Source organism: Streptomyces europaeiscabiei, assembly GCF_036346855.1.
Classification (GTDB): Bacteria; Actinomycetota; Actinomycetes; order Streptomycetales; family Streptomycetaceae; genus Streptomyces; species Streptomyces europaeiscabiei.
Map to the genome: position 1 here is coordinate 7,726,442 of NZ_CP107841.1, position 26,015 is coordinate 7,752,456.

The 26,015-nt window shown below is 70.8% G+C and carries 18 protein-coding genes and 1 pseudogene; 12 read left to right on the forward strand and 7 right to left on the reverse strand.

Annotated elements, in window-relative coordinates:
* Positions 1 to 52: 52 nt before the first annotated feature.
* The 7 genes from OG858_RS33745 to OG858_RS33775 all read left to right on the forward strand — a co-directional run bounded on the left by OG858_RS33745 (position 53) and on the right by OG858_RS33775 (position 11,736).
* Complete coding sequence (locus OG858_RS33745) at positions 53 to 1,594, forward strand: DUF4192 domain-containing protein (RefSeq protein WP_086751090.1); 1,542 nt, start codon at positions 53 to 55, stop codon at positions 1,592 to 1,594.
* Between the two features lie 761 nt (positions 1,595 to 2,355).
* Complete coding sequence (locus OG858_RS33750; protein WP_327748309.1) at positions 2,356 to 4,302, forward strand: glycogen debranching N-terminal domain-containing protein; 1,947 nt, start codon at positions 2,356 to 2,358, stop codon at positions 4,300 to 4,302.
* Between the two features lie 151 nt (positions 4,303 to 4,453).
* The gene (locus OG858_RS33755; protein WP_086747306.1) at positions 4,454 to 5,212 is read left to right on the forward strand and encodes an NUDIX hydrolase; all 759 of its coding nucleotides are present in this window, start codon (positions 4,454 to 4,456) and stop codon (positions 5,210 to 5,212) included.
* 196 nt (positions 5,213 to 5,408) lie between these two features.
* Positions 5,409 to 7,538 carry an ABC transporter ATP-binding protein gene (locus OG858_RS33760; RefSeq protein WP_328544175.1) on the forward strand — a complete coding sequence of 710 codons (2,130 nt, stop codon included), beginning with the start codon at positions 5,409 to 5,411 and terminating at the stop codon, positions 7,536 to 7,538.
* 185 nt (positions 7,539 to 7,723) lie between these two features.
* Complete coding sequence (locus OG858_RS33765; RefSeq protein WP_086747304.1) at positions 7,724 to 8,611, forward strand: FadR/GntR family transcriptional regulator; 888 nt, start codon at positions 7,724 to 7,726, stop codon at positions 8,609 to 8,611.
* A 620-nt stretch (positions 8,612 to 9,231) separates the two neighbouring features.
* Positions 9,232 to 10,776 (forward strand): RNA polymerase sigma factor, encoded by a 1,545-nt coding sequence (locus tag OG858_RS33770; RefSeq protein ID WP_086747308.1) that lies wholly within the window; start codon positions 9,232 to 9,234, stop codon positions 10,774 to 10,776.
* A 144-nt stretch (positions 10,777 to 10,920) separates the two neighbouring features.
* Complete coding sequence (locus OG858_RS33775; protein ID WP_086747303.1) at positions 10,921 to 11,736, forward strand: S1 family peptidase; 816 nt, start codon at positions 10,921 to 10,923, stop codon at positions 11,734 to 11,736.
* Positions 11,737 to 11,858: 122 nt separating this feature from the next.
* On the opposite strand, the gene OG858_RS33780 is transcribed toward OG858_RS33775, so the two are convergent.
* The gene (locus OG858_RS33780) at positions 11,859 to 12,089 is read right to left on the reverse strand and encodes a DUF7455 domain-containing protein (protein WP_013000244.1); all 231 of its coding nucleotides are present in this window, start codon (positions 12,087 to 12,089) and stop codon (positions 11,859 to 11,861) included.
* A gap of 468 nt (positions 12,090 to 12,557) precedes the next feature.
* On the opposite strand from OG858_RS33780, the gene OG858_RS33785 reads away from it, so the two are divergent.
* From OG858_RS33785 to OG858_RS33795, 3 genes are all read left to right on the forward strand, one after another.
* Positions 12,558 to 14,678 (forward strand): DNA gyrase/topoisomerase IV subunit B, encoded by a 2,121-nt coding sequence (locus tag OG858_RS33785; RefSeq protein ID WP_086747302.1) that lies wholly within the window; start codon positions 12,558 to 12,560, stop codon positions 14,676 to 14,678.
* 338 nt (positions 14,679 to 15,016) lie between these two features.
* Positions 15,017 to 15,556 carry a DUF485 domain-containing protein gene (locus tag OG858_RS33790; protein WP_179200870.1) on the forward strand — a complete coding sequence of 180 codons (540 nt, stop codon included), beginning with the start codon at positions 15,017 to 15,019 and terminating at the stop codon, positions 15,554 to 15,556.
* Complete coding sequence (locus tag OG858_RS33795) at positions 15,553 to 17,145, forward strand: solute symporter family protein (RefSeq protein ID WP_086747301.1); 1,593 nt, start codon at positions 15,553 to 15,555, stop codon at positions 17,143 to 17,145. The genes OG858_RS33790 and OG858_RS33795 overlap by 4 nt, the downstream gene beginning before the upstream one ends.
* 67 nt (positions 17,146 to 17,212) lie before the next feature.
* On the opposite strand, the gene OG858_RS33800 is transcribed toward OG858_RS33795, so the two are convergent.
* From OG858_RS33800 to OG858_RS33815, 4 genes are all read right to left on the reverse strand, one after another.
* Entirely contained in the window at positions 17,213 to 17,893 is a 681-nt protein-coding gene (locus OG858_RS33800) for a response regulator (RefSeq protein WP_037700841.1), read from the reverse strand.
* Entirely contained in the window at positions 17,890 to 19,659 is a 1,770-nt protein-coding gene (locus OG858_RS33805; protein WP_327725063.1) for a sensor histidine kinase, read from the reverse strand. The genes OG858_RS33800 and OG858_RS33805 overlap by 4 nt, the downstream gene beginning before the upstream one ends.
* A 147-nt stretch (positions 19,660 to 19,806) precedes the next feature.
* Entirely contained in the window at positions 19,807 to 20,745 is a 939-nt protein-coding gene (locus OG858_RS33810; RefSeq protein ID WP_327725064.1) for a sucrase ferredoxin, read from the reverse strand.
* A 129-nt stretch (positions 20,746 to 20,874) separates the two neighbouring features.
* Entirely contained in the window at positions 20,875 to 22,155 is a 1,281-nt protein-coding gene (locus OG858_RS33815; RefSeq protein ID WP_327725065.1) for a citrate synthase, read from the reverse strand.
* Positions 22,156 to 22,253: 98 nt separating this feature from the next.
* Between OG858_RS33815 and OG858_RS33820 the strand changes: the two are divergent.
* Positions 22,254 to 23,421: pseudogene (locus OG858_RS33820) on the forward strand (citrate synthase/methylcitrate synthase).
* Between the two features lie 176 nt (positions 23,422 to 23,597).
* Here OG858_RS33820 and OG858_RS33825 read toward each other — a convergent pair.
* Both OG858_RS33825 and OG858_RS33830 read right to left on the reverse strand, forming a co-directional pair.
* On the reverse strand, positions 23,598 to 23,834 hold the full coding sequence (locus tag OG858_RS33825) for a hypothetical protein (protein ID WP_086747296.1): 237 nt from the start codon (positions 23,832 to 23,834) through the stop codon (positions 23,598 to 23,600).
* 124 nt (positions 23,835 to 23,958) lie between these two features.
* Positions 23,959 to 24,516, reverse strand: coding sequence for a DUF6082 family protein (locus tag OG858_RS33830; RefSeq protein WP_319064330.1), 558 nt, complete (start codon positions 24,514 to 24,516; stop codon positions 23,959 to 23,961).
* 370 nt (positions 24,517 to 24,886) lie between these two features.
* On the opposite strand from OG858_RS33830, the gene OG858_RS33835 reads away from it, so the two are divergent.
* The gene (locus tag OG858_RS33835; protein ID WP_086747294.1) at positions 24,887 to 26,011 is read left to right on the forward strand and encodes a CobW family GTP-binding protein; all 1,125 of its coding nucleotides are present in this window, start codon (positions 24,887 to 24,889) and stop codon (positions 26,009 to 26,011) included.
* Positions 26,012 to 26,015: the final 4 nt, after the last annotated feature.

Genomic DNA, 26,015 nt, shown 5'->3' on the forward strand with positions numbered 1-26,015 from the left:
GACTTATCCACAGGGCAAAGCGGAACTTCAAGATCCGCGAGATGGTCGCCGCATGACGAATCACAGCGAAGCGTCCGGGACCTCCGGCAACAGTGACATCAGCGGTCAGAACGGATGCGAGCGGGGCGGCGAGCCCTCCGCCTACCCGGGGCATGGCACGGCCGCCAAATCCAGCGGGGAACAGCAGGTCACCCTCCGTACACCGGCCGAACTCGCCGACGCCTTGCCCTACCTGCTCGGATACCGCCCGGAGGACAGCATCGTCCTCGTCGCGCTGCACGACCGGGACGCCCGTGGACGGTTCGGCGGGCGGGCGCGGCTCGGCATCCCGGCCCAGACGGACGACTGGCCGTCCGTGGCCCAACAGCTGGCCCATGGTCTGGTGACCGGGAGCGAGCGCAGGGGAGCCAAGCCGGAGAGCATGGTCGCCTTTCTGTGCCAGGACCCGACGAGCGGTGAGGCGCCACGCGACGTCATGGAACGCCTGCGGCCACTCGCACAGCTGTTGCGCAGGGCCTGCGGCAGTTTGGATGTGCCGGTGGTGGAGGCCCTGTGCATCTCCGATGGCCGCTTCTGGTCCTACTGCTGTCCCGGCAACGGATGTTGTGCGGCCGAGGGAGAGCCGATGGGGCTGCCGGGCACCTCTGTGCTGGCCGCCGCCGCGACCTACGCAGGCCTTCAGATCCGGGGCACCCTGAAGGAGATGCGGGCCAGGCTCCTGCCATGGGAGACCGCTGCCGCGCTGCAGCAGGAAGCCGCGCTCGACTCCGCGCAGTCCGCCCTCATCCCACGGATCCTGGATGCGCACAGCCGTGCGGAAGTGGCTGAGGAGACCCTCGCGGTGGCACAGCGCATCATCGGGAGCCTGGCGGACACCCCGACCCTGTCCGGCATGCTGGACGCGGACCTCCGCGACGACGAACTCATCGGCCACGTCGATGCGGCCACCCTGATCCTCGGACTCCAGGACCGGGCCACCCGCGACCGCGCCGCCGAATGGATGGAAGGCGACGAAGCAGGCCCGGCGCTCCGTCTCTGGCGTGCCCTCGCCCGCCGCTGTGTCGGCCCCTACGGCGAGCATGCGGCCGCACCGCTCACGCTCGTGGGCTGGGTCGCATGGTCCTCCGGTGACGAACTGGAGGCTCGCGAAGCCCTGGCCATGGCCCTCTCCGCAGACCCTGACTACCTCTTCGCCCGCCTCCTCCACCAGGCCTGCAACGAGGGCCTCGACCCCGAGTCCATTCGCCGCTGCCTGCGCGCGGAGCGCAGGGGGCGCGACCTGGCGGCGGCCACTGAAAGTCCTGGGGCCGATAGCGAAGCAAGCCCCTTTGACCAGTCTCCCGGCTTGCCGTCGCCCTCGGACGGGCCCTGCGTCGCCTCCGGACCCCGTCGCCGACGCAGGCCGCGCCCGGAAGGAGGTCCCGAGGCCCGCACCACCCGGCGATCGCCTGGCACCGCTCATGCCCGCCGCTCGCGTTCCGCCGACGGTAGCCCACCCGCCGGCCGACGGCCGAGGGGCGCGGCGGACGGCACGAACGGTCGGGCACGGGTCCGTCGCGGTGGTGGAGGACAGTCCCCGGAGGAGGAGACGTGAGCGTGCAGATCCAATTCGGGACTCGAATGCCTGTGCTCTCCTGGACCGGGGCGTACGTGAGCGCGCTGCTCCCCTTCGAGGGACTCGTGAGCGCATCGCCCTGGGTCCGGAGGCAGGTGGGTGGGCTGCCCTGCCGCGCTCCCCGCACGAGTGCTTCGCTGTGGCTCCGCTTCCGGTCGAACACACTGCCTCGCTGCGGTGCGACCACGCGTCTACGGCCTCGGCACCGCGCTCACATCAGCCCAGAGCTCCGTGCCGGGGCCCACACAGAGCCCGCCGCCGCTCGCAGTTCCTTGGCAACCCCAAGGACGACCCCACGTTGCTCGGTCGGCTTCCTCGAACGGAGGCGTGACCCGGAGCGGAGCCGCTCCGTTCACCTGTGTGGCGGTACCCACGGCCTGACCCAACCGCCCCATCACCCCGTCCCTCTCCGGCTCCCCACCTGGTGCCGAGCGCATCCCACGCGCGCCGAAGACAGAAGAAGCCGCCCCGTGCCCCTCCCCTCCCTGCCCGACACCCATGACGACGTTCCGGCCTTTCGCAGCTCCATCCCGCCCGCCGCGCGGGCCCGTGGGGACGGCACCGGCGCTCTGCGGACGGACATCCGCACCCCGGCGACCCGCCCCACGGGCTCACGCTCAGGAAGCCTGGGCAGCCCCGTGTCTCCCGCGCCCGGCACAGGTGACTCGCCGGGACCGTCGCACCCGGCAACGGGCGGTCGGTCAACCTCGCCGGCGCCGACCTCTGCCCCGCGCCGTCCCATGGAGCTGCCACCGGCCCACACCACGCTGATCTGCGTCGCTCTGCCGGGCCTCGCGATCTCGACGGAACAGGGCCAGCTGACCGGCAGCGGACTGGAGGGCTTCTACCGCGCGGGACGGCGTATGCTCTCCCGCTGCCAGGTACGGGTGGCCGGACGGGAACCGCTCGCCGTGCAGGCACGGATGGTGGCGGCCGACCGAGCCCGGTTCATGTCGACGCTGCGTCTGTCCGCCGATGCCGGGCCGGACCCGGACGTCATGGTCGAGCGCACGCGGTACGCGGACGGCACCGAGCGGATCACCCTGCACAGCACGGCCCGCCGCCCACTGCGCCTGCCCGTCGAGGTGTCCCTGGGTACGGATCTCGCGGAACTCGGGGCCGTCGCCTCCGGCAGAGCCGGCCCGGAACTGCCCGCAAGCGTCCACGACTCCGGCCTCCGCTGGTCCTGTGCGACCTGGCACTCCACGGTGACTGCTCATCCTCCGCCCGCCGACGCCCTGGCTTCCGCAGGACTGCTGCGCTGGGAATTGGAGCTCCCGCCCGGCGGCACCCGGAGCGTGGAGTTGCGAGTACGACCGGACGGCGCGGGGCCCATCAGACCGGTGGGGCGGGGCGCCACCAGCCCCCTCGCCCAGGCCCGGGTAGCGGGCGACGACCCGGCGGCGCAGGCCCTGCTGCACACCTGTCTGGAGGACCTCGAAGCCCTGCTGCTGCGCGACCCGAAGAACCCGTCGGACACCCACCTCGCGGCGGGCGCGCCCTGGCGCTGCGGCATGGCTCCGGCCGACGCGCTGGTCGCGGCCCGGATGACGCTACCGCTCGGAACACGCCTCGCCGCCGGCACCCTGCGCACCCTCGCCCGCACCCAACTCGCGGGCAGGGAATCCCAGTCAGGCATGATCCCAGGTCCTAGACGGGACGCGGGCCCGCATCTGCCGCCGGGCTGCACGGGCACCGAGGCGACCCTGCTGTTTCCCGTGCTCCTCGCGGAGGCACGGCGATGGGGACTCCCCGAGCAGGAGACCGAGGAACTGCTGCCCGCCGCCGAGCGCTGCCTGCGGTGGCTGCGGGGCGCGGTCGGAGGCGGTGCCTATCTGCCCGACCCGCGCCCCGGCGGGCCGCTGCGTTGCGAGACCCAGGCACACGCCCACCGGGCCGCGCTGCTCGGTGCCGATCTCCTCGATGCGTACGGCCGACCGGGTGGGGCCGAGCTGCGGGACTGGGCGAGAGAGCTGCGGAGCCGGTTCGGGGCGGACTTCTGGGTCGAGGACCGGCGCGGCGGCAGACCCGCGGCCGCCCGCACTCCGGAGGGGCGTCTCGTGCCGCACCTGGGCGCCGGCGCCGCACACCTCCTTGACACCGGGCTGCTGGGCACGGGGGAGCAGGCTCCGGGACTCCTCGACAAAGTGCGGACCGAGCAACTGGCTCGACTACTCGGGGGGCCCGCCATGGACTCGGGGTGGGGGCTGCGGAGTCTGGGTGCGAAGGAGGCCGCGTACAACCCCTTCGGCCATCGCAGTGGTGCCGTGCGTGTGCAGGAGACGGCTATCGCGGTCGCGGGGCTCGCGGCGGCCGGATACGAGAAGGAGGCGAGCGCGCTCCTGCGGGGGGTGCTGGCGGCGGCGGAGAGCTTCGGCAATCGGCTGCCCGAGATGTACGCCGGGGAGCAGCGGACGGCCGGAGGTGCCCCGCTGCCGCATCCGGCCTCCTGCAGACCGGCCGCGACGTCGGCGGCCGCGGGGGTGCTGCTGCTCGCCACCCTTCTCGGAATCCGTCCCGACGCCCCTGCGGGGACCGTGACGCTGCGGCCGGTGCGCAGCGCGCCGCTGGGCGAGATCGGCATGACGGGACTGCGTGTCGCGGGCGCCCCGTTCGCCGTGCGCGTCAGCAGGCTGGGGCTCGCCATGGTCGAGGAGGCGGCCGACGGACTGCAGTTGGGAGTGTGACCTCCCGTGACGTGAGAGGGGAGGACGAGCGGCGCCGGGTTCCCGAGGCCGGAGGTCGGCTGGTGAGATCGGTATCGGACAGAAGTGGATCAAGTGGGGAAGCGGACGCGAAGGGAGTGTTTATCGTCAGGCAGACGACTATGATCGCCGCATGCCCTACGACCCGTCGGACTACCCGCCCTTCGCTGTCACCGTGGACCTGGTCGTGCTGACCGTCCGTCGTCACGCGCTCTGCGCGCTGACGGTACGGCGGGGCGAACAGCCTTTCCAGGGGCGGTGGGCGCTGCCCGGTGGCTTCGTGCGGCCGGACGAGGACCTGTCGCAGGCCGCGGCCCGGGAGCTGGCCGAGGAGACCGGCCTGACCGCACATGAACCGTCCGAACCCGCTCAGGACAACGGCGCGCACCTGGAGCAGTTGGCCACCTACGGCGAGCCGAAGCGCGACCCGCGGATGAGGGTCGTCAGCGTCGCCCACCTCGCCCTCGCCCCGGATCTGCCGGCACCTCGACCGGGCGGCGACGCCAACAGTGCACGCTGGGCGCCTGTCGAGGAGTTGCTGGAACAGGGCGGCTATGGGCGTGACGGCGAACCGGTTGCGCCGTTGGCCTTCGACCACGCTCAGATCCTCGCGGACGGGGTGGAGCGTGCCCGTTCCAAGATCGAGTACTCCTCGCTGGCCACGGCCTTCTGCCCGTCGGAGTTCACGGTCGGCGAGCTGCGACGCGTCTACGAGGCGGTGTGGGGGGTGGCGCTGGATCCACGCAACTTCCATCGCAAGGTGACAGGTACCCCCGGCTTCCTGGTGCCCACCGGCGGTACCACCACGCGCCAGGGCGGCCGCCCCGCCCAGCTCTTCCGCGCCGGCGGTGCCACCCTCCTCAACCCGCCGATGCTGCGCCCCGAGGTCTGACACGGCGAAGCCGAAGCCCTCGTCGCCGTGTACGGCGGTCCCGCCCGGTGCCGACCCCGGAAGGGGCTGCCGGGGAACACAAGCCCGAGGCTCGGCCCGCAATCGGTACGCGGCTGGCCCGACGCCTGTGAGGCCTCCAGCGAAGCGAGCCGCAAGGTGCCCGAAAAAACGGACATACCGCGCTATCTTGCTTTGGGTGATCCAGGCCATCGGATTGACCAGCAATCCCCGCAAGGAGCTTCCGCCTGCCGTCGACGATGTGTCCTTCGAGGCGCACTCCGGCCGCGTCACCGCACTCCTCGGGGCCCCCGGCGCGGGCAAGTCGACAGCGCTGAAGCTCACCCTCGAACTCCAACAAGGCCGTGGGGTGGCCTACTTCAGAGGCCGCCCCCTGCACCGCATCGCCCACCCCGCGCGCGAAGTGGGCGTACTCCTCGGCGACGTGCCCGGTCACCCTGCCCGCACGGTCCGAGGCCATCTGCGCATGCTGTGCGCGGCCGCGGGGCTGCCGCCTCGGCGTGCCGACGAGGTCCTGGAGGTCGTGGGCCTGGTCAGCTTGCGCGACGCGCGGCTGAACACGCTGTCGCGGGGCATGGACCGCCGCCTCGGCCTGGCCTGCGCCCTGCTGTCCGACCCGCACACCATCGTGCTGGACGACCCCGCCCACGGGCTGGCCGTCCGCGAAGGCCGATGGCTCCACGGGATCATGCGGGCCCATGCCGATCAGGGCGGCACGGTCCTGTTCACCACCGGCGACCCCAAGGAGGCCGCGCGAACCGCCGACCGGGTCCTCACCCTCGAAAAGGGGAGACTCGTCGCCGATCAGGAGGTCGCCGACTTCTCCCGCACCCGGCTCCGGCCCAGGGTCGCCGTCCGCACTCCGCACGCCGCCAGGCTCGAAGCGCTCCTCATGAAGGAGGCCCGGACCGCGCGGCGTTCCGTGGAGATCGTGCGGGAGGGCGGCAACCGGCTGTCGGTGTACGGCAGTACGTGCGCCGAGATCGGCGAGACCGCTTTTCGGCACGGCGTGCTCGTCCACCAACTCGCGGACGAGATCGGGGATACGGGCCCCATGCCGTCGCCGCTGCCGCCGTCGGCAGCCGAAGGAGGCCTGGAGACCGCCGAGAGCGCTCGCGGCTCGGTTCAGGAGGCCCAGGGACCGGCTGAGGGGGGTCAGGCGCCCGCCGAAGAACCTCAGGCGCCTGCCGAAGAGCTTCAGGCCACCCCGGCCGAACCAGGGACAGCCGGCGACGACGCACCGGAGGTCAATTCCACGCCCCCCGTCGACCTCGGCCCTCATGCTCGTTCCGCGCCGCACGCAGATTCCGGATCCCGTGATCACGTCGGGGCGCATTCGGATCCCGGACCTCGCGACCGCCTCGCGCCGCGCCCTTACCCCGAATCCCGTGACCGCCTCGCACAGCATGCCGATCCCGGGCTCGGTGTCCCCTGCAGGTCCCACACCGCCCTCGCCACCGAGGCTCACACCGCACCGCCACCCCCCGTCGGGTCGTCCGATGCGGGCCCGCTCCCGCCGCCCATCGCCGTGCGCTCGGCGCCGAGCCCGTTGCGTCCGCTGCGCTACGAACTGCGTCGGGCGGGCGGAGTCGGCACCGCGTACGTCACCGCCGCGGCCGTGCTCGTCACCTCCGCCCTCATGGCGGTGCTCCTGGCCAGGGTCGGGCACACCCCGCAGCCACGGCTGCTGGCCGCGTGGCCGCGGGAGCTGCCGCTGCCACCCGCCGCCATCGGGGCGGGGCTGCTGGGGGCCATCGCCTTCGGTGACGAGTTCCGCCACCCCGCCCTGGCCGCGTACCGCGGCACCGTTCCCCGTCGGCTGGGGCTGCTCCTCGCGAAACTCCTCGTCGCGGCGGTCACCGCGCTGCTGCTGGCCGTCCTCACCGTGGGCTGCGACCTCGAAGTGCTCTATCTCGTCCATGGACCGGAGCTCGTTTCGGTTCCCGCCGACTGGTTCCCGCTCGGCGCGAGTTGGATCGGCCTCGTCGTGGGGTGCGCCTGGGCGGGGGTGCTCGCGGCGGGTGTCTTCCGGTCCACGTCCGCCGGGCTCGCGGCCGTGGTCGCCGTACCCCTCCTCGTCGTACCGCTGGTGCAGAAGGTGCTGGAGGGGTCGACCGTGCGGAGTGCGGTCGGGTTTCCGATGCGGCTGCGTGAGCTCGTACTGATGCAGTGGCCCTTCGGGGGCGAGCGCTATCTGGAGGCCGCGGCGCGAGCGGTCTCCCAACCCGTGGGCGGAGCGCTGCTGTTGTCGCTGACGGCGCTGCTGGGGGCCTACGTGCTCACGAACCTGCGCAGCCGGGTCCGGTGATGATCGCCCTCATCGTTTCGTGCTCACCGTCCGTACTCTCCCGTTGGCGCAATGCGCGCAACTCCTCGTAGAACGCCCATTTCTTTCCGATAAGGCGTCAATTGCGACGGGGTGAGCGATCACCCTTTCGTGTGCTTTTCACCAAAGACCTCAAGGGAGTTGGAAACGCAGCCGACAAAGGATGCGTGAGTACCCTTGCGCACACCATGATGACCGCCGCCCGCTCCGCCGACTCAGGCCTCGCAGGACCGGGCGAACTCGACCGCTACCCGTACGCCGGGCACCCGAGCGTCGACCGCGTGGGCCTCCCCGCCTGGGACGGCTCGGACCCCGAGCTGGGGCGTGTGGGCCGCCGTGCCGCCGGGAGCCGCGGACGCGGGCTGCACGGCCAACTCGTCCAGCAGCTGGGCCAGATGATCGTCTCCGGCGACCTGGGCGCGGACCGCCCCCTCGTGCCCGAGGAGATCGGACAGCGGTTCGAGGTCTCCCGCACAGTCGTCCGTGAATCCCTGCGCGTCCTGGAGGCCAAGGGCCTGGTCAGTGCCCGCCCGAACGTCGGCACGCGCGTGCGGCCGGTCAGCGACTGGAACCTGCTCGACCCGGACATCATCGAATGGCGGGCCTTCGGTCCGCAGCGTGACGACCAGCGCCGCGAGCTCAGCGAACTGCGCTGGACGATGGAGCCGCTGGCCGCCCGCCTCGCAGCCGGGCACGGCCGTGACGACGTTCAGCAGCGCCTCGCTGACATGGTCGAGCTCATGGGCCACGCCATGGCGCAGGGCGACCCGCTGACCTTCTCGCGCGCGGACGCCGAGTTCCATTCGCTGCTCATCCAGCTCGCGGGCAACCGCATGTTGGAGCACCTCTCGGGGATCGTCTCCTCGGCCCTGCAGGTCTCCGGCGGTCCGGTCACCGGGTGTGACCGGCCGACCGAGTCGTCCCTGGCGCACCACGCCCGGATCGTCGACGCTCTCGCCACGGGTGACGGTGGGGCGGCCGAAACGGCCATGCGTCAGCTGCTGACCGTCCACCCCGAGGTGGAGCGTGTGGTGCCGGCGCCGCGCGAGCACTGAGGGCGCCGAGCGCGGGACGAGGGCGCCACCGGGCGCGGGCCGAAGACCCTTTCGTGGCATCGCTCGACCGGTGGAGCCGTGCCGCCGGGCCTCAGCGAATCCTCCCGGGATTCGGCGGGGCCCGGCGGCACTGCGGACCGCGGGCGCCGTCCGGGACGGCCGACGCGAAGGGGCGGGCCCGACTCGCGGAGAGGACTCGTCATGTCGGGTTCGGCGGCCCTCGCGGGCTGTGAGTCCCCGTGCGGGCGCGTGACCTCGCGGAGGATGTCGGATCTCGGTGAGGATGGTGATCCACATTGAGGAGTTCGTTCGGGAATCGTTCGGGTACCTGTCCAAGCAGAACCGGTTGTGGCCTTGGTCGATTGCCTCTGGCAGTATCTGACCGCTTTTGAATGCTTACGGGGTGTGACTCGGGCCACGCAGATTGGGCGTAACGCTCGCGGGAGCAGCGCGATGACCTAAGAGGTGACAGCCGCGGAGGGAATACGGACGTCGTTCACGGCGCTGTGCATCTTCCCGGCCCCCGCCCGCACCGTCGGCCCACTCCCAAGCCGGTGGTCGGCTCCTGTCCGCAGTGGACGGGGCCGGAAGCCGTTTTCCAACGTTCCGAGAGGTTGTTCGTGTCGGCCAGCACATCCCGTACGCTCCCGCCGGAGATCGCCGAGTCCGTCTCTGTCATGGCGCTCATTGAGCGGGGAAAGGCTGAGGGGCAGATCGCCGGCGACGATGTGCGTCGGGCCTTCGAAGCTGACCAGATTCCGGCCACTCAGTGGAAGAACGTACTGCGCAGCCTCAACCAGATCCTCGAGGAAGAGGGTGTGACGCTGATGGTCAGTGCCGCGGAACCCAAGCGCACCCGAAAGAGCGTCGCAGCGAAGAGTCCGGCCAAGCGCACCGCCACCAAGACGGTCGCGGCGAAGACGGTGACCACCAAGAAGGCCACCGCCACAGCCGCTCCCGCGGTGCCCACGGCCGATGCCTCCGCCGAGGACGCCACACCCGCCAGGAAGGCCGCAGCGAAGAAGGCGGTCGCCAAGAAGGCGGCCCCCGCCAAGAAGACCGTCGCGGCCAAGAAGACGGCGGCCAAGAAGACCACCGGCAAGAAGGACGACGCCGAGCTCGTCGACGAAGAGGCCATCGAGGAGACTCCCGGCGGCAAGCCCGGTGAGGAGCCCGAGGGCACCGAGAACGCCGGTTTCGTGCTGTCCGACGAGGACGAGGACGACGCGCCCGCCCAGCAGGTCGCCGCCGCCGGTGCCACCGCCGACCCGGTCAAGGACTACCTCAAGCAGATCGGCAAGGTCCCGCTGCTCAACGCCGAGCAGGAGGTCGAGCTCGCCAAGCGCATCGAGGCCGGTCTGTTCGCCGAGGACAAGCTGGCCAACGCCGACAAGCTCGCCCCCAAGCTCAAGCGCGAGCTGGAGATCATCGCCGAGGACGGCCGCCGCGCCAAGAACCACCTCCTGGAGGCCAACCTCCGTCTGGTGGTCTCCCTGGCCAAGCGCTACACCGGCCGCGGCATGCTCTTCCTGGACCTCATCCAGGAGGGCAACCTCGGTCTGATCCGCGCGGTCGAGAAGTTCGACTACACCAAGGGCTACAAGTTCTCCACGTACGCCACCTGGTGGATCCGTCAGGCGATCACCCGCGCCATGGCCGACCAGGCCCGCACCATCCGTATCCCGGTGCACATGGTCGAGGTCATCAACAAGCTCGCGCGCGTCCAGCGCCAGATGCTCCAGGACCTGGGCCGCGAGCCCACTCCGGAGGAGCTGGCCAAGGAGCTCGACATGACCCCCGAGAAGGTCATCGAGGTCCAGAAGTACGGCCGCGAGCCCATCTCGCTGCACACCCCGCTGGGCGAGGACGGCGACAGCGAGTTCGGTGACCTCATCGAGGACTCCGAAGCCGTCGTACCGGCCGACGCGGTCAGCTTCACGCTCCTGCAGGAGCAGCTGCACTCGGTGCTCGACACGCTCTCCGAGCGTGAGGCGGGCGTCGTCTCCATGCGCTTCGGCCTCACCGACGGGCAGCCGAAGACCCTCGACGAGATCGGCAAGGTGTACGGCGTCACGCGTGAGCGCATCCGCCAGATCGAGTCCAAGACGATGTCGAAGCTGCGCCACCCGTCCCGTTCCCAGGTGCTGCGCGACTACCTCGACTAGACGGCACGGCATCCGTCGGCCCGGTCGGTCTGAAGGCCCGGTTCCCTCGAAGGAGCCGGGCCTTCGGCGTGTGTGCGGTATGCGGAAGCCGATCCGGTGGATCACTCTGGGTGTGCCATCCATGTCCCGGAGTGAGGAGTGCGCATGCGTCGATCGTTCGCCCGACTGCTGGCCGTCGCGGCCACCACGGCCGTCATACCGCTGGCGTCACCGCCACCGGCGACGGCCGAGGTCGTCATCGGCGGTCATCCGGTCGAGATCTCCCAGGCGCCCTGGACGGTGGCGCTGTCCAGCCGTGACCGGTTCGGGGGTACGCGGGCAGGGCAGTTCTGCGGCGGTGTCGTGGTCGGCCGCTCGACCGTTCTGACGGCCGCCCACTGCCTCAGCGAGGACGTGCTGGGAGATCCTCCGGAACGGGTCGCCGATCTGCGGATCATCGCGGGCCGTGCCGAGCTGCAGTCGGCCGAGGGTCAGGAGATCGCGGTGAGCGGCGCCTGGGTGAACCCGGAGTACGACCCCTACACGAACGCCGGGGACTTTGCTGTCGTGACTCTCGTCTCACCGCTGCCCGAGAGCTCTGTCATCGCATTGGCGGGGGCCGACGACGCCGCGTACGCGCCTGGCACACAGGCTGCGGTCTACGGCTGGGGGGACACCACCGCCGCCGGCGACTATGCCCAGGGCCTGCGGGCCGCACCGGTGAAGGTGCTGGCCGACGACGTCTGCGAGAGGGCCTATCCGGGCAGCGCCGAGGGCAGATACCAGTCCGGTTCCATGGTGTGCGCCGGGGAGCAGGACGGCGGCCGGGACGCCTGCCAGGGGGACAGCGGAGGGCCGCTCGTCGCCCAGGGGAAGCTGATCGGGCTCGTGTCGTGGGGCAGCGGCTGTGGGCTCGCCGGGAACCCCGGCGTCTACACCAGGGGCTCGTACATGGCCCGGGTGCTCGAGGGGAGCCGCTGAGGCGCGGGTACGCGGCCGCACGTGATGTGCGGCACGAGAGCGGGCGGCCACCCCGTGGGTACGGGAGTGGCCGCCCGGTCACCGGCCTCGAGCCGGTGGCGGCTCGTCGTGGGTGCGAAGCGTCAGCGCTCGTCCTCTTCCGCGGTCGCGGGAGCGGCCGTGAGCCGCTCCGTCTCGTCCTGTATCTCCGCGGCGATCTTCTTGAGCTCCGGCTCGAACTTGCGGCCGTGGTGGGCGCAGAACAGCAGCTCTCCACCGCTCAGCAGGACGACGCGCAGGTAGGCCTGGGCGCCGCAGCGGTCGCATCGGTCAGCGGCCGTCAGCGGGGTCGCGGGGGTCAGAACAGTAGTCACGTCGCCTCTTCTCTAGCTCGACGAGCTGTCGTACCAGGGTCAACATCCAACCAGGCCGAAAACGTTCCCGCTCGCGGCTTTAACTCGAAAAAATCTTTCCGGGCCGGCTGTCTGCTGCCGGTTGGCGGCGAATGAGCCGTAGTGCGTGTCTTCGTGTCGTACGGGCTTCGCGCTGTCGGTCGATGGTTCTGGTGGTTGTTCTTTCGGTTGTACGGTCCTCCCGGCTGGGTTGCCGGTTGTTCATGAGGACGTGCCCGGAGCCTAAATGGTTCATGCCCCGAAGGGAACGTGATATGTACTTCACCCCATCGAGGGATCGAACGCGTATGCGACTCTGGACTACTCTGAGTTTCGGACGAGGGTGGCGTGACAACGGCTCTACCAGGCCTCGGTACCCTCGGAACGGCTACAGAGCCCGGCCCCTTACCCAAATGGGCCCCACCTGAAATTCAGCGAGGAGCGAACCGCGTGACCGCCGATACGTCCGTGCCGTCCACAGCCCTGCTGACCGGAGCAGACCGGGACGGTTCCAACTACACCGCGCGGCACCTGCTTGTCCTCGAGGGGCTCGAGGCCGTGCGGAAGCGCCCCGGCATGTACATCGGCTCGACCGACAGTCGAGGCCTGATGCACTGTCTCTGGGAGATCATCGACAACTCGGTGGACGAGGCCCTGGGGGGCTACTGCGACCACATCGATGTCATCCTCCACGACGACGCCTCCGTGGAGGTGCGGGACAACGGCCGGGGCATCCCGGTCGACGTCGAGCCCAAGACCGGCCTGTCCGGGGTCGAGGTCGTGATGACCAAGCTGCACGCCGGTGGCAAGTTCGGCGGCGGCTCGTACGCCGCCTCCGGCGGTCTGCACGGCGTGGGCGCCTCCGTGGTGAACGCGCTCTCCGCCCGCCTGGACGTCGAGGTCGACCGCAACGGCAGTACCCACGCCATCAGCTTCCGGCGCGGCGTGCCCGGCTCCTTCGCGGGCATCGGTTCGGACGCCAAGTTCGAGACCGGTGGCCTGCGCAAGGGCAAGCGGATCCCCAAGACGCGCACCGGCACACGCGTGCGCTACTGGGCCGACCGCCAGATCTTCCTCAAGGACGCCAAGCTCTCGCTGGAGCACCTGCACCAGCGTGCCCGCCAGACCGCCTTCCTCGTGCCCGGACTGACGATCGTGGTCCGTGACGAGTTCGGCCTCGGAGAGGGCGGCAGCAAGGGCGAGGAGTCGTTCCGGTTCGACGGCGGCATCAGTGAGTTCTGCGAGTACCTGGCATCCGACAAGCCGGTCTGCGACGTCCTCCGCTTCTACGGGCAGGGCACCTTCAGGGAGACCGTGCCCGTCCTGGACGAACACGGCCAGATGACGCCCACCCAGGTCACCCGCGAGCTCGGTGTCGACGTCGCCATGCGCTGGGGCACCGGCTACGACACGACCCTCAAGTCGTTCGTGAACATCATCGCCACCCCCAAGGGCGGTACCCATGTCGCGGGCTTCGAACAGGCCGTGGCCGCCACCATGAACGAGGTGCTGCGCGCCAAGAAGATGCTGCGCGTCGCCGAGGACGACGTCGTCAAGGACGACGCTCTGGAGGGCCTCACCGCCGTCGTCACGGTGCGGCTCGCCGAACCGCAGTTCGAGGGCCAGACCAAGGAGGTCCTCGGCACCTCGGCGGCCCGGCGCATCGTGACGCAGGTCGTCACCAAGGAGCTCAAGGCCTTCCTGACCTCCACGAAGCGGGACGCCGCCGCTCAGGCGCGGGTCGTCATGGAGAAGGCGGTCGCCGCCGCCCGCACGCGCATCGCCGCACGTCAGCACAAGGACGCGCAGCGCCGCAAGACGGCCCTGGAGTCCTCGTCCCTGCCCGCCAAGCTCGCCGACTGCCGCAGTGACGACGTCGAGCGCAGCGAGTTGTTCATCGTCGAGGGAGACTCGGCGCTCGGCACGGCGAAGCTCGCGCGGAACTCCGAGTTCCAGGCGCTGCTGCCGATCCGGGGCAAGATCCTCAACGTTCAGAAGTCGTCCGTGACGGACATGCTCAAGAACGTCGAGTGCGGCGCGATCATCCAGGTCATAGGGGCCGGATCCGGGCGTACGTTTGATATCGACGCGGCGCGCTACGGCAAGATCATCATGATGACCGACGCCGATGTGGACGGGTCGCACATCCGGTGCCTGTTGCTGACGCTCTTCCAGCGGTACATGCGGCCGATGGTCGAGGCGGGCCGGGTCTTCGCGGCCGTGCCGCCGCTGCACCGGATCGAGCTTGTCCAGCCCAAGAAGGGGCAGGACAAGTACGTCTACACGTACTCGGACCGTGAGCTGCGCGACAAACTGCTGGAGTTCCAGAGCAAGGGTGTCCGGTACAAGGACTCCATCCAGCGCTACAAGGGCCTCGGCGAGATGGACGCGGACCAGCTGGCGGAGACGACGATGGATCCGAGGCACCGGACACTCCGGCGGATCAACCTGTCGGACCTGGAGGCCGCGGAACAGGTGTTCGATCTACTGATGGGGAACGACGTGGCGCCGCGCAAGGAGTTCATCTCCAGCTCGGCGGCGACGCTGGACCGGTCGCGCATCGACGCTTAGCCGCTGCGCCGGCTCGGCCGGCCGGGGTGCCTTCGGTCCGATGGTGGGTCGGAGGCGCGCCGTGGGGTGTCCGTCCTGGGAACGGCGCGGAATCGGTCGGCTGGGGAAGTCGGAATCGGTCGGCTGGGAAGTCGGACGTGCTGACGCGTCGACCGCTGCGGGCGGACACCCCCCGACGCGCCCCCTTCTCGCCGTGCGCGGCCCATCCGCCGTCGGGGTGCGCGTTCGGTCGGGCATGACTGCCCCGGGTGGGGGAGGCTGGCCGGGGCTTCACCTGATGGGGTGAATAATCGTGAAGAGGTACGGCGGGGGTCTTTCCGTTCTGTCCATGCTTGGGCATGCAGTCAAGCACCGGCCGTCCCCGCCGACGCGGGAGCGGTTCAGAGAGCCCGGTTGAGCAGCACGAGGGGCACGTCCTCGCCGGCGAGGACGTGCGGTTCGACGATCCGTGGTACGACGCGCTGGCCTCCGGCTGGGGGGAGTTGGACGGCACGGGCGGGCCGACCCCGGTCGCGGTCGAGGCGCGGGAGAGCCGGGGCGGGGGCGCGGCGGACGTCTATCTGGAGGTCCAGCGGAGTGCGGCCTTCCAGGAGGTCCGCAGCCGTTACCGCAGGTTCGTGATCCCGGGCGTCGCCGTCTTCTTCAGCTGGTACGTGGCGTATGTCGTGACGGCTACCACCGCCCCCGGGCTGATGGCACGACCGGTGGTGGGCGCGGTGAACGTGGCGATGCTGGCGGGGCTCGGACAGTTCCTCACGACGTTCCTGTTCACCTGGGCGTATGCGCGGCACGCCAGGCTGCGCCGGGACCGGGCGGCGCTCGATCTGCGGTGGGACACCCAGGAGTTGACGCGCGGCGTCAGAGGGGGCGAGCGGTGACCGCCGACCATCAGACGCTGGCGCTGCTGCTGTTCAGCGCGTTCGTGGCAGTCACGTTGGGCATCACGACGTGGGTGAGCCGCAATCGGCATGGCTCGGCGGAGGAGTTCTACGTCGGCGGGCGGCTGTTCTCGCCGATGGAGAATGGTTTTGCCATCGCGGGCGACTACATGTCCGCCGCGTCGTTCCTCGGTATCTCCGGGCTCATCGCGCTCTTCGGGTACGACGGGCTGCTCTACTCGGTGGGCTTCCTGGTCGCCTGGCTCGTGGTGCTGTTCCTGGTGGCCGAACTGGTGCGCAACTGCGGGCGGTTCACACTCGCGGACGTGGTCGCGGCGCGCATGAGCGAGCGACCGGTGCGGATCGCGGCGGGAACTTCCTCGGTGACCGTGTCCGTTCTCTACCTGGTGGCGCAGATGGTGGGAGCGGGCACCCTCGTCGCGCTGCTGCTGGGGGGAGAGGGCGAGGCGGCGCAGGCCTGGACGGTCATCGGCGTCGGTGCGCTCATGGTCGTCTATGTGTCGTTGGGAGGGATGCGGGCCACCACCTGGATCCAGATCGTGAAGGCGGTCCTGCTGATGGGCGGGGCGATCGCGCTCACCGTCCTCGTACTGGTGCGGTTCCACGGCGACTTCGACCAGTTGCTACGGACGGCGGCCGAACGCAGCGGACACGGCGATGCCTTCCTCGCGCCCGGGTTGAAGTACGGCGGTGACTGGGTCGCGCGCTCGGACTTCATCAGCCTCGGACTCGCTCTGGTGCTGGGCACGGCCGGACTGCCGCACATCCTGTCGCGCTTCTACACGGTGCCCACCGCGCGGGCCGCACGCCGCTCGGTGGTCTGGTCGATCGGGCTCATCGGCGGCTTCTATCTGATGACGATCGTGCTGGGCTTCGGTGCGGCCGCCATCGTCGGCCCGGATGCCGTACGGGGCTCCAACGCGGCTGGGAACACAGCGGTGCCGTTGCTGGCCCTCGATCTGGGCGGTGGCGCGGACTCCACCGGCGGAACGGTTCTGTTCGCGGTCGTCGCCGCCATCGCCTTCGCCACGATCCTCGCGGTCGTCGCCGGCATCACCCTCGCCTCGTCGGCATCCGTCGCCCACGACCTGTACGCGTCGCTGCGGCGCAGGCGTTCGAAGCCGCGCAGCGAGGTCACCGTGGCACGTACGGCGGCCGTGGGTATCGGCGTGGTCGCGATCGGGCTCGGGCTGCTCGCCAAGGACCTCAACGTGGCCTTTCTCGTCGGCCTCGCCTTCGCGGTCGCCGCCTCCGCCAATCTGCCCGTGCTGCTGTACTCGCTGTTCTGGCGCGGCTTCACCACCCGCGGCGCGGTGTGGTCCGTGTACGGGGGACTGATCCCTTCCGTGGTTCTCGTGCTGTTGTCTCCCGTCGTGTCGGGGAGCGCCGACTCGCTGTTCCCCGGCGCCGACTTCCAGTACTTCCCGTTGCAGAACCCGGGCCTCGTCTCCATCCCGCTGGGCTTCCTCGCGGGCTGGCTCGGCACGGTCCTGTCGGCCGAGCCCCCGGACAAGGCGAAGCACGCGGAGACCGAGGTGCGGTCGCTGACGGGCGCGGGAGCGGTGTGACGGTCAGGGCGACGTTACGAGGGAGTACGGCCCATGGAGGCGTGTGTGAGGGCCTGGCGAGGGCTCCTCAGGGGCGGGTCGCCCACTCGTAGCGGTGCTCGGGACGGCCGGCGTCGCCGTACTTCAGGGTCAGCCGGGCCCGTCCCGTGCGTTCCAGGAGCTTCAGATAGCGCTGGGCGGTCTGGCGGCTCAGGCCGGTCCGTTCGGCGATCTCCTGGGCGGACAGCGCGCCCTCGGCGGTCATCAGGGCGCGGCGTACCAACTCGGTGGTGGTGGGGGAGTGGCCCTTGGGCAGGTCCGGTTCGCCGCCTGCCGAGAGAGCGCCGAAGATCCGGTCCACCTCGGCCTGTTCGGCCTCGCCACCGCCGTCCAGGGTGCGCCGCAGCTCCGCGTACGCCTCCAGCTTCGCCCGCAGCCCGGCGAACGCGAACGGTTTGACCAGGTACTGGAGCGCGCCCTGGCGCATCGCGGCCTGGACGGTCGAGACGTCGCGGGCCGCCGTCACCATGATCACGTCGCTCTGGTGGCCCCGGCGCCGCATCTCCTGGACCACCATGAGCCCGGTGTCGTCCGGCAGATAGTGGTCCAGGAGAACCAGGTCCACGTGGGGCAACGTCTCCAACCGGTGCAACGCCTCGGCCGCGTTGTGGGCCACACCGGCGACGTGGAAACCGGCGACCTTCGCCACGTAGGCGGCATTGACGCGGGCGACTCCGGTGTCGTCGTCCACGATCAGGACCTCGATCATCGCGACTCCTTGTCGGCGGCTGTGGTGGCGGCTTCGGGCTCACGTTCGGGGCCCGGTCGTCCGTCGCGGCCGGCCGTCGGCTCGTCCTGCCGGGCCGGCTCGTCGTCGGGTGCCGTGGAGATGGGCGTCGGTGTGGGCGCCGGCGTCACCAGGCCCTGCTCCGCGAGTGCGTCCGGCAGGACGACGGTGAACTCCGCGCCGCCGCCCGGTGCCTCCGTGACCCGGGCGCTGCCCCCCTGCCGCTCGGCGAGCCGACGCACCAGACAGAGCCCGATGCCGCGCTCGCGATGGGCCGGCGGCGCCTTGGTCGACCAGCCCTCCGTGAAGATCAACTCCCGCTTGTCGGGCGGGACTCCGGGGCCGGTGTCGCGGACCCGGAGGATCGCCGTACGCCCCTCGGCGCGCAGATCGACCTCCACGCGCGCGTGCGGCGTACCCGCGACGGCGTCCAAGGCGTTGTCGACGAGGTTGCCGACGACGGTGACCAGCCCACGGGGGTCGATCAGCCGGTCCGGCAGCATCGTGCCGCCCGCGACCGACAGGGCCACTCCGCGCTCGGCCGCGACCGTCGCCTTGCCGACCAGTACCGCGGCGAGCAGCGGATCGTGGATCTTCTCGGTGACCTGCTCGGCGGTCGCCCGATGGTCGCCGACCACCTCGCCGACGAAATCCACGGCCTCGTCGTACAGCTCCAGTTCGAGCAGGCCGAGGAGCGTGTGCATCCGGTTGGCGTGCTCGTGGTCCTGGGCACGCAGGGCATCCGTCAGACCGCGCGTGGAGTCGAGTTCGCGGCCGAGCTGCTCCAGCTCGGTGCGGTCGCGCAGGGTGGCGACGGCGCCACCGTCGTCGGTGGGCATGCGGTTGGCGACCAGCACGCGCTGACCGCGCACAGTCAGCAGATCGGTGCCCGTGACCCGGCCCGCCAGTACATCGGTCGTACGGCCGGGGCCGAGCGCGTCGTCGAGCGACCTGCCGACCGCCTCGTCGCCTATCCCGAGCAGCCGCCGCGCCTCGTCGTTCAGGAGGCGTACGTGCCCGGCGCGGTCCAGCGCGACCACGCCCTCCCGGATGCCGTGCAGCATCGCCTCGCGCTCCGCCAGCAGCCCCGCAATGTCGGAGAAGGCCAGGTCACGGGTCTGGCGGTGGACCCGCCGGGAGATCAGATACGCGGCCAGCGCCCCGACGGCCATGGCTCCGCCGGCGTACGCGAGGAGCCCGGGGATCGCGTGGATGAGCCGGGCGCGCACATTGTCGTACTCGATGCCGACCGAGACGGCGCCGACGATCTTCCCGTCGGCGTCACGCAGTGGCACCTTGCCCCGGGCGGAGCGCCCCAGCGTCCCCGAGTCGATCTCCATGACCTCGTTCCCGGCCAGGGCGCGGCGCGGGTCCGTCGAGACCAGCCCGCCGATCTCCGCCGGGTCGGGGTGCGACCAGCGCACCCCGACCCTGTCCATCACGACCACGTACTCGGCTCCGCTGGCCTTCCGGATCCGCTCGGCCTCGACCTGAACGGGGCCGGTCACGGACGGTCGCGTCGACACCAGGTCCTGAGCGATCTGCGGCTGGACCGCAGTGGTCTGCGCGATCGCGAGGGCCCGGCGCATCGCCTGGTCGTCCAGCTGTTCGCTGAGCGGCGCGAGGAACAGCCCGGTCGCGAGGACGGCGACACCGGCGGCGATCGCCACCTGCATCAGCAGAACCTGCGAGAACGCCCGCCGCGGCATGCCGAGACGCAGGCGGCGTGCGGGGGGAGTGGGGCTCATACCCATGAAGGTACGTGGACGGGGTGGTCCGGCCGTAGAGGGGTGTGGCAGGGATCTCAGGTGCGGGGTGTTTGTACGGCGACGGGACCAGGGTCGGGGCTGAGGCCGGGTGGCCTGTCGGCTCCGCCGTGACAGGCCGTCGGTCGGCTAGCGCGTGACCGCGGCCGGGGACAGCTCTCGTACGGTCAGCACGTCCATCCTCGCCGGGGAGCCCAGTGCGGAGCCGCAGCTCTCCGGGCGGGGCGGCTGGGCGGCGCCCTGGGAGACGGCGACGGTCCAGCGGCGGCCGTCTGTGTGGGCGACGGTCACGTCCCAGTGGGGCGCCGAGCCCGCCGTGCGGAGCACGGTGAGCGAGTCGGCCGCGTCCTCGCCCGTCTCCGTACGCACCGCCAGCTCCGCCGCCTGCCCGGGGCGCTTCCAAGCGGAGCTCCCGCGGCACCCCTCGGTGACGACGCGGCCTTCCCGCACGCCTTGGAGGACCTCCTTGACGTGGTGGGCCTCGGCGCGGCCGTAGATGTAGCCGAAGGGCAGCACGAGCACGGTGGGCGAGAAGCGGTGACCGCCCAGATGGGTGACCTCCCAGGTGCCCTCGACTCCGGAGGCGGCCAGTTCGGCGGCGAGCGGCCGGCCGAGGAGCGCGCAGCAGCGGTCGCGCTTGCCGTTGGTGCAGACGAGCGCGAGGGGGGCGCCGGTGTGGGGCCGACCCCGCAGAGCCGTCCCGAAGGTGCGGTGGTCGCCCCTGCCGAGGGCGGTGAGGTCGAGGTCGAGCAGCTGCTCGGGATCGGTCGTCGTGGCGCTGTGCAGCCACACGTTCCCGGGCACGGTGTGGGCGACGTACACGCGGCGCTCGCGGACCTCGCGGCAGTCCGCGTGGCGGCCGGGGCGCCGGATGAGCGCCACGCGTACGCCGGTGCCCTCCGCCGCGGTTTCGAGGGCGCGGCCGATTGCGGGGTCCAGGTGGCTCGACGTGAGCGCCTTGACGCCCCAGGGGCCGGGTTGTTCCAGCAGCAGCCATGTCCTCGCCGTGGCGGCGGTCCCCGCGAGAGGCTCGCCGAGGTGTCGGGACGCGGAGGTGCACGTACTCACAGAGGTGAGCCTAACCTGACTTGGGCGCGAGCGAATTCCGGCCGGGCCGAAGGGGTGCGAACAGGGTCCACAAGGGGTGCATTCGGGACCCGGGGCGTCGTGGAGAGCGGGCGAGGAGGCGGCGAACGCTCACTCCGGGAGCGGTTGGGGCGGCCGCGCCCCCACGTACTGGCCGCTCGGGCGCATGCGCAGCGGACGCTCCCCGTACTCCTCCAGGGTGTGGGCGATCCAGCCCGCCGTGCGGGCCACGGCGAAGACCGTCTCGCCCGCGGCCGAGGGCATGCCGAAGGAGGTGGTGAGGACCGCGAGGGCCAGGTCGACATTGGCGTGCAGCGGTGTGTGGCGGGCGGTGGTCGCCACGATGTCGCGGGCGGCCGCGAGGGCCGGTTCCGCGTGGGGGATGTCCTCCAGGAGTGCGAACAGGGCACGCGCGCGTGGATCCTCGCCCGCGTAGAGGCGATGGCCGAGCCCGGGGATGCTGCGGCCGGCACGCAGTTCGTCCGCGATCACGGGGGCCGCGCTGCCGTGGTCCAGTACGTCGAGGAGCAGCCGGTGGGCGAGCGAGCCTGCCGCGCCGTGCAATGGGCCTTCGAGGGCGCCGAGACCGGCCGAGACGGCCGCGTACGCGTGGGCGCGGGCCGACGCGGCGACGCGGACTGCGAGCGTGGAGGCGGCCAGGTCATGGTCGACGAGCAGGCCGAGCGCCGTGTCCAGGACGCGCAGCGACGCCTCGTCGGGGGTACGGCCGCTGAGCCGGGCCCACAGACGGCCGGCGAGCGGGCCCGAGTCGCGGTGGGAGCGCAGGACCGGTGGGAGGGCGGCGACGAGGGTGGGAATGAGGGTACGCGCGGTGCCGAGGACCGCTTCCTCGGAGAGGTCGAAGCGCAGCGGGTCCGCCGCCGAGGCGGCGATCGCGGCCACCCGCAGCCGGTCTAGAGGGCCGGTGTGCTCCGGCAGCGCGTCGACCGCCCGGCGGGCGGCGGTGACGGATGCCTTCGGGGCGGTGAACGTCACGCCGGGCCGCAACTTGCCGGTCCACAGCCACTCGGCGACCTCTTCGTAGGAGTGGCGCGCGGCGAGTTCGGTCGCGTCGACCCCGCGGAAGTAGTAGCGGTCCTTCTCGATGAGAGTGAGCCGGGTACGGACGGCGAACTCGCCTCCCGTGGCCGGACTCCCGCTGCTTTCCCGCCTGTTGCGCCGCGCGAGCGCCGCCACCTCCTCGGCGTCGAACGTGCTTCCGCGCCCTGCGGGATCTCGCACGCTGCTGAGCTGCCCGCGGCTCACATACGCGTACACGGTCTCCGGTTTCACACCGAGCGACTCGGCGGTCTCCCTGGTGCTGAGCCGTCGGCCGGCGCGGGCGGGGCCGGTCGCCGGCCCCGCCGATTCTCGATCGCCTTGCTCCTCCATGGACGCCACCGTATCCGCATGGACGGCATATTGATTCAATCAATATTGACAGGGATTCAATCAAGCATGGACAGTCGAATCAAGTTCAAGGAGGAGACATGCTGATCAACCGGGTCGCAACCACCCCCGTCGACGTCCCGCGCGGACTCGCGGGCGTCGTCGTCACCGACACCTCATTGGGTGACGTCAGGGGGCAGGAGGGCTTCTACCACTACCGCCAGTACTCGGCCGTCGAACTCGCGCGGACCCGTGACTTCGAGGACGTCTGGCACCTGATGGTCCACGGCGAACTGCCGGACGTGGCACGGCGGACCGCGTTCGCCGTGCCACGTCCGGCCCCTGCGCAGGCTGCCCGACGACGTACAGGCCGCACTGCCCGCGATCGCGACGGCGAGCGCCCGCTCGGGCCCGCTGTCCGGTCTCCGTACCGCCCTGTCGCTGTTCGGCGCGTCCAAGGGCTTCCGGCCGGTGTACGACCTCGACGCGGACCGCCGCAGGGCGGACGCGCTGGCCGCGTCGGCGGCGGTGCCGACCCTGCTCACGGCGCTGTACCGCCTGGGGCAGGGGTTGGACCCGATCGAGCCGCGGGACGACCTTCCGTACGCCGCGAACTACCTGTACATGTTGACCGGTTCGGAACCGGACACCCTCCGGGCGCGGGCGGTCGAGCAATACTTGATCTCAACCATTGACCACGGATTCAACGCATCAACATTCACGGCACGAGTCATCGCGTCGACGGGCGCGGACGTGGCCGCGTGCCTCGTGGGCGCCGTGGGTGCCCTCTCCGGCCCCCTCCACGGCGGTGCGCCGAGCCGCGCCCTGGACACCCTCGATGTCATCGGCACCCCCGATCGCATCGACACCTGGATCCGTGAACGTGTCCACGCCGGTGACCGCATCATGGGCTTCGGTCACCCCGTGTACCGCACCGAGGACCCTCGCTCCCGCATGCTTCGCGGCATCGCGGAGCAGTTCGGTGGCCCTCGGGTCGCCTTCGCGGTGGAGGTGGAACGCCAGGTCGAGTCGATCCTCGCCGAGCTGAAGCCCGGTCGCGCCCTGCACACCAATGTCGAGTTCTACGCCGGCGTCGTCATGGAACTCTGTGGTCTGCCCCGTGAGATGTTCACCCCGACCTTCGCGGCCGCCCGCGCCGTCGGCTGGAGCGCCAACATCCTCGAACAGGCGGAGGACTCGAAGATCATTCGTCCGGCGGCGCGGTATGTGGGGCCGGGCGCGCCGGTGGCGGTGCCTGCGGCGGTCTGAGACATACGTGAGGCCCGGTGCCGTTCTGGCGCCGGGCCTGGCGTCGGAGTGCCGAGCGAGGTCCGGGGTGTTGCGCCGCTCAGCAGAAAGGCCCCGGGCCGCTCAGCGATCGCAGGCGGCGGGGCGGTACAGCACGGAACGAGTCAGGGGTGGACTCGCTGCCCGTCGGGTGGGCGTCAGGCGTCGGGGATCTCAGCCTTGGCGCGAAGCAGCGTCTCTCTGCTGATGACCACGATGCGCTCGTGGTCCCCGCGCGCGGCATCAGCGGGGAGCTCGCTGTCGAGCGTCGCTGTGGCCTCCGTCCCGATCACGGCGAAGTTGCCGTTATTGAGCTCGAAGATGTCGGGGCACGTCTCCCCGGACAAGCTGCCTCGTTCGCGTGGGGACGCGCCAATGCGGCGCACGATTCTCAATGGGGATCCCGGTCCTCGCGTGTCGTTGGTGACTGGCGGGGACAGGCTAGCCGAGGCCGAGTGCCCCGAATGGTGAAGGGTTACGCCAACTGGTCGCTCGACAGAGGGCGTTGACCTTGTCGTCTCAAGGGTTCGGCTCGGCGGGGGGTTCACCCACGACCCACCACCGCTCGGTGTCGGCTTCATCCAAATCGTGGATGAGCGCGTCCATCATTTGACCCACGCGTGCTTCTTCCGAGTCTTCTTTGAGGCTTGCCCGGTGGTGGCGTGTGGCGTCCCAATAGTCGCGAAAGACGGCGCTCTGGCAGATCACCCGAAGGTGCCCGTGGAGCTCCTCCCAGTTGACGACGCCGACGCGATACGCGAGCAGTGCGTTGGTGTACATCGCGTTGGCGAAGAGGTATTGGCGTCGCCGGGGCGGATCCACTTCGTCGACGGTGCTCAGCACCTCGGCGAGGTCCGGGTCGTCGAGGGCCTTGTCGAGGAGGTAGGCCTGCAGGCGCTGCTGCTCCGCGAGCCTCGCGTCCCGGCCGGTGGTCCGCTCTACGCGGGTGACCCGCAGCCGCAGTTGTTCGAGTCGGCGCTGCTGGGCGGCCAGGACGAAGAGAACCCCGGCCGCGCATGCGAGCCCCGCCGTGGCGGCGGAGCTCCACCTCCGTGGTTCAAATTTCTGTGTGGCCATGTCAACCCCCGGTTCGGGCGGCCGTCCGCCGGCCGTCGGGTGCGGGGCGACGGGATGGGGACCGGCGAGCGGTGGGCGGCGCTTGCCGCCTCAGTGTCGCCGAGCAGCGCTGGTCGGCTGGGAGGCGGAGAGGAGGCGCACGGAGGGATGTGCGGGTCGCGCGAACCGGCGCCATGCCCAACGTGTGCCCCGCGGGCGCCGCTAACAATCGTTCACTCCACGGGGCGTTCGCCCCCACTCGTATCCTGGGGCAGCATTCAATGGGCGTGCGAGAGCTGCGGCGTTCCGGTGAGAGCCGGTCCACGAGCCGGCCTCGTGCGGTGGTCGGCCGTGAGCCGGCGCACGCAACGGTGTGAGAGAGGGCGCGTTGTTGAGTCAGTCGAGCCAGGCGTCGGGTCCGAGTCCGCTGGGTTCGCGGCAGATCCCGGTCGTCGTCCTCGCCGGATTCCTCGGTTCCGGCAAGACCACCCTGCTCAATCACCTCCTCCACCGCAGCGGTGGCAGCCGTATCGGTGCCGTCGTCAATGACTTCGGGGCGATCGAGATCGACGCGATGGCGGTGGCCGGGGCGCTCGGGGACTCCACCGTGTCGCTGGGCAACGGGTGTCTGTGCTGTGCCGTCGATGTCAGTGAGCTGGATGTCTATCTGGAGCGGCTGGCCGAGCCGTCCGCCGGGATCGATGTCATCGTCATCGAGGCGAGTGGTCTCGCCGAGCCGCAGGAGCTCGTGCGGATGGTCCTCGCCAGCGAGAATCCCCGGGTGGTGTACGGCGGGCTCGTCGAAGTCGTGGACGCGGCCGAGTTCCCGGAGACCCGGCAGCGGCACCCCGAGATCGACCGGCATCTGGCCATCGCCGACCTCGTGGTCGTCAACAAGCTCGACCGGGCGGAGGACGGGGAGCGCGTCCTGGCGCTCGTCCGGTCGCTCGGTGACCGTGCGGCCGTCGTGCCCGCCACCTACGGGCGGATCGATCCCGAACTCCTCTTCGACTGCCGGCCCTCCGAGGAGCGCATCGGGCAGCTCTCCTTCGACGATCTCCATCGACACGACCACGACGGGGAGGAGGGCGCTCACTCCGGGCATCTGCACACCGGCTACGACAGCGTCGCCTTCGTCTCCGACCTCCCGATGAACCCCCGGCGGCTCATGGACTTCCTCGACGGCAGATCCGAGGGGCTCTACCGCGTCAAGGGGTACGTCGACTTCGGGCCGTGCGACGTCCGGAACCGTTACGCCGTGCACGCCGTCGGGCGGTTCCTGCGGTTCTACCCCGAGCCCTGGGCGGACGGTGACGAGCCACGGCTCAGCCAGCTCGTGCTCATCGGGGCGGGGATCGACGGCACGGCCCTGAGCAAGGAGTTGGAGGCGTGCAAGGACGACGCCCCACACGCCGACGAGCACGGCATGTGGGGCGTCCTGCGCTACGTACGGGAAGCGGAGGCCGAGGAACCCGACGAGCCCGACGGTCCCCCGGCCTCCTACGACAGCCTCTGAGGCC

What these genes read in the sequence shown, in the direction of transcription:
- OG858_RS33745 (WP_086751090.1), top strand. Translation starts at nt 53, where the DNA reads ATGACGAATCACAGCGAAGCGTCCGGGACCTCCGGCAACAGTGACATC.
- OG858_RS33750 (WP_327748309.1), top strand. Translation starts at nt 2,356, where the DNA reads ATGGAGCTGCCACCGGCCCACACCACGCTGATCTGCGTCGCTCTGCCG.
- OG858_RS33755 (WP_086747306.1), top strand. Translation starts at nt 4,454, where the DNA reads ATGCCCTACGACCCGTCGGACTACCCGCCCTTCGCTGTCACCGTGGAC.
- OG858_RS33775 (WP_086747303.1), top strand. Translation starts at nt 10,921, where the DNA reads ATGCGTCGATCGTTCGCCCGACTGCTGGCCGTCGCGGCCACCACGGCC.
- OG858_RS33790 (WP_179200870.1), top strand. Translation starts at nt 15,017, where the DNA reads ATGCAGTCAAGCACCGGCCGTCCCCGCCGACGCGGGAGCGGTTCAGAG.
- OG858_RS33800 (WP_037700841.1), bottom strand. Translation starts at nt 17,893, where the DNA reads ATGATCGAGGTCCTGATCGTGGACGACGACACCGGAGTCGCCCGCGTC.
- OG858_RS33805 (WP_327725063.1), bottom strand. Translation starts at nt 19,659, where the DNA reads ATGAGCCCCACTCCCCCCGCACGCCGCCTGCGTCTCGGCATGCCGCGG.
- OG858_RS33815 (WP_327725065.1), bottom strand. Translation starts at nt 22,155, where the DNA reads ATGGAGGAGCAAGGCGATCGAGAATCGGCGGGGCCGGCGACCGGCCCC.
- OG858_RS33830 (WP_319064330.1), bottom strand. Translation starts at nt 24,516, where the DNA reads ATGGCCACACAGAAATTTGAACCACGGAGGTGGAGCTCCGCCGCCACG.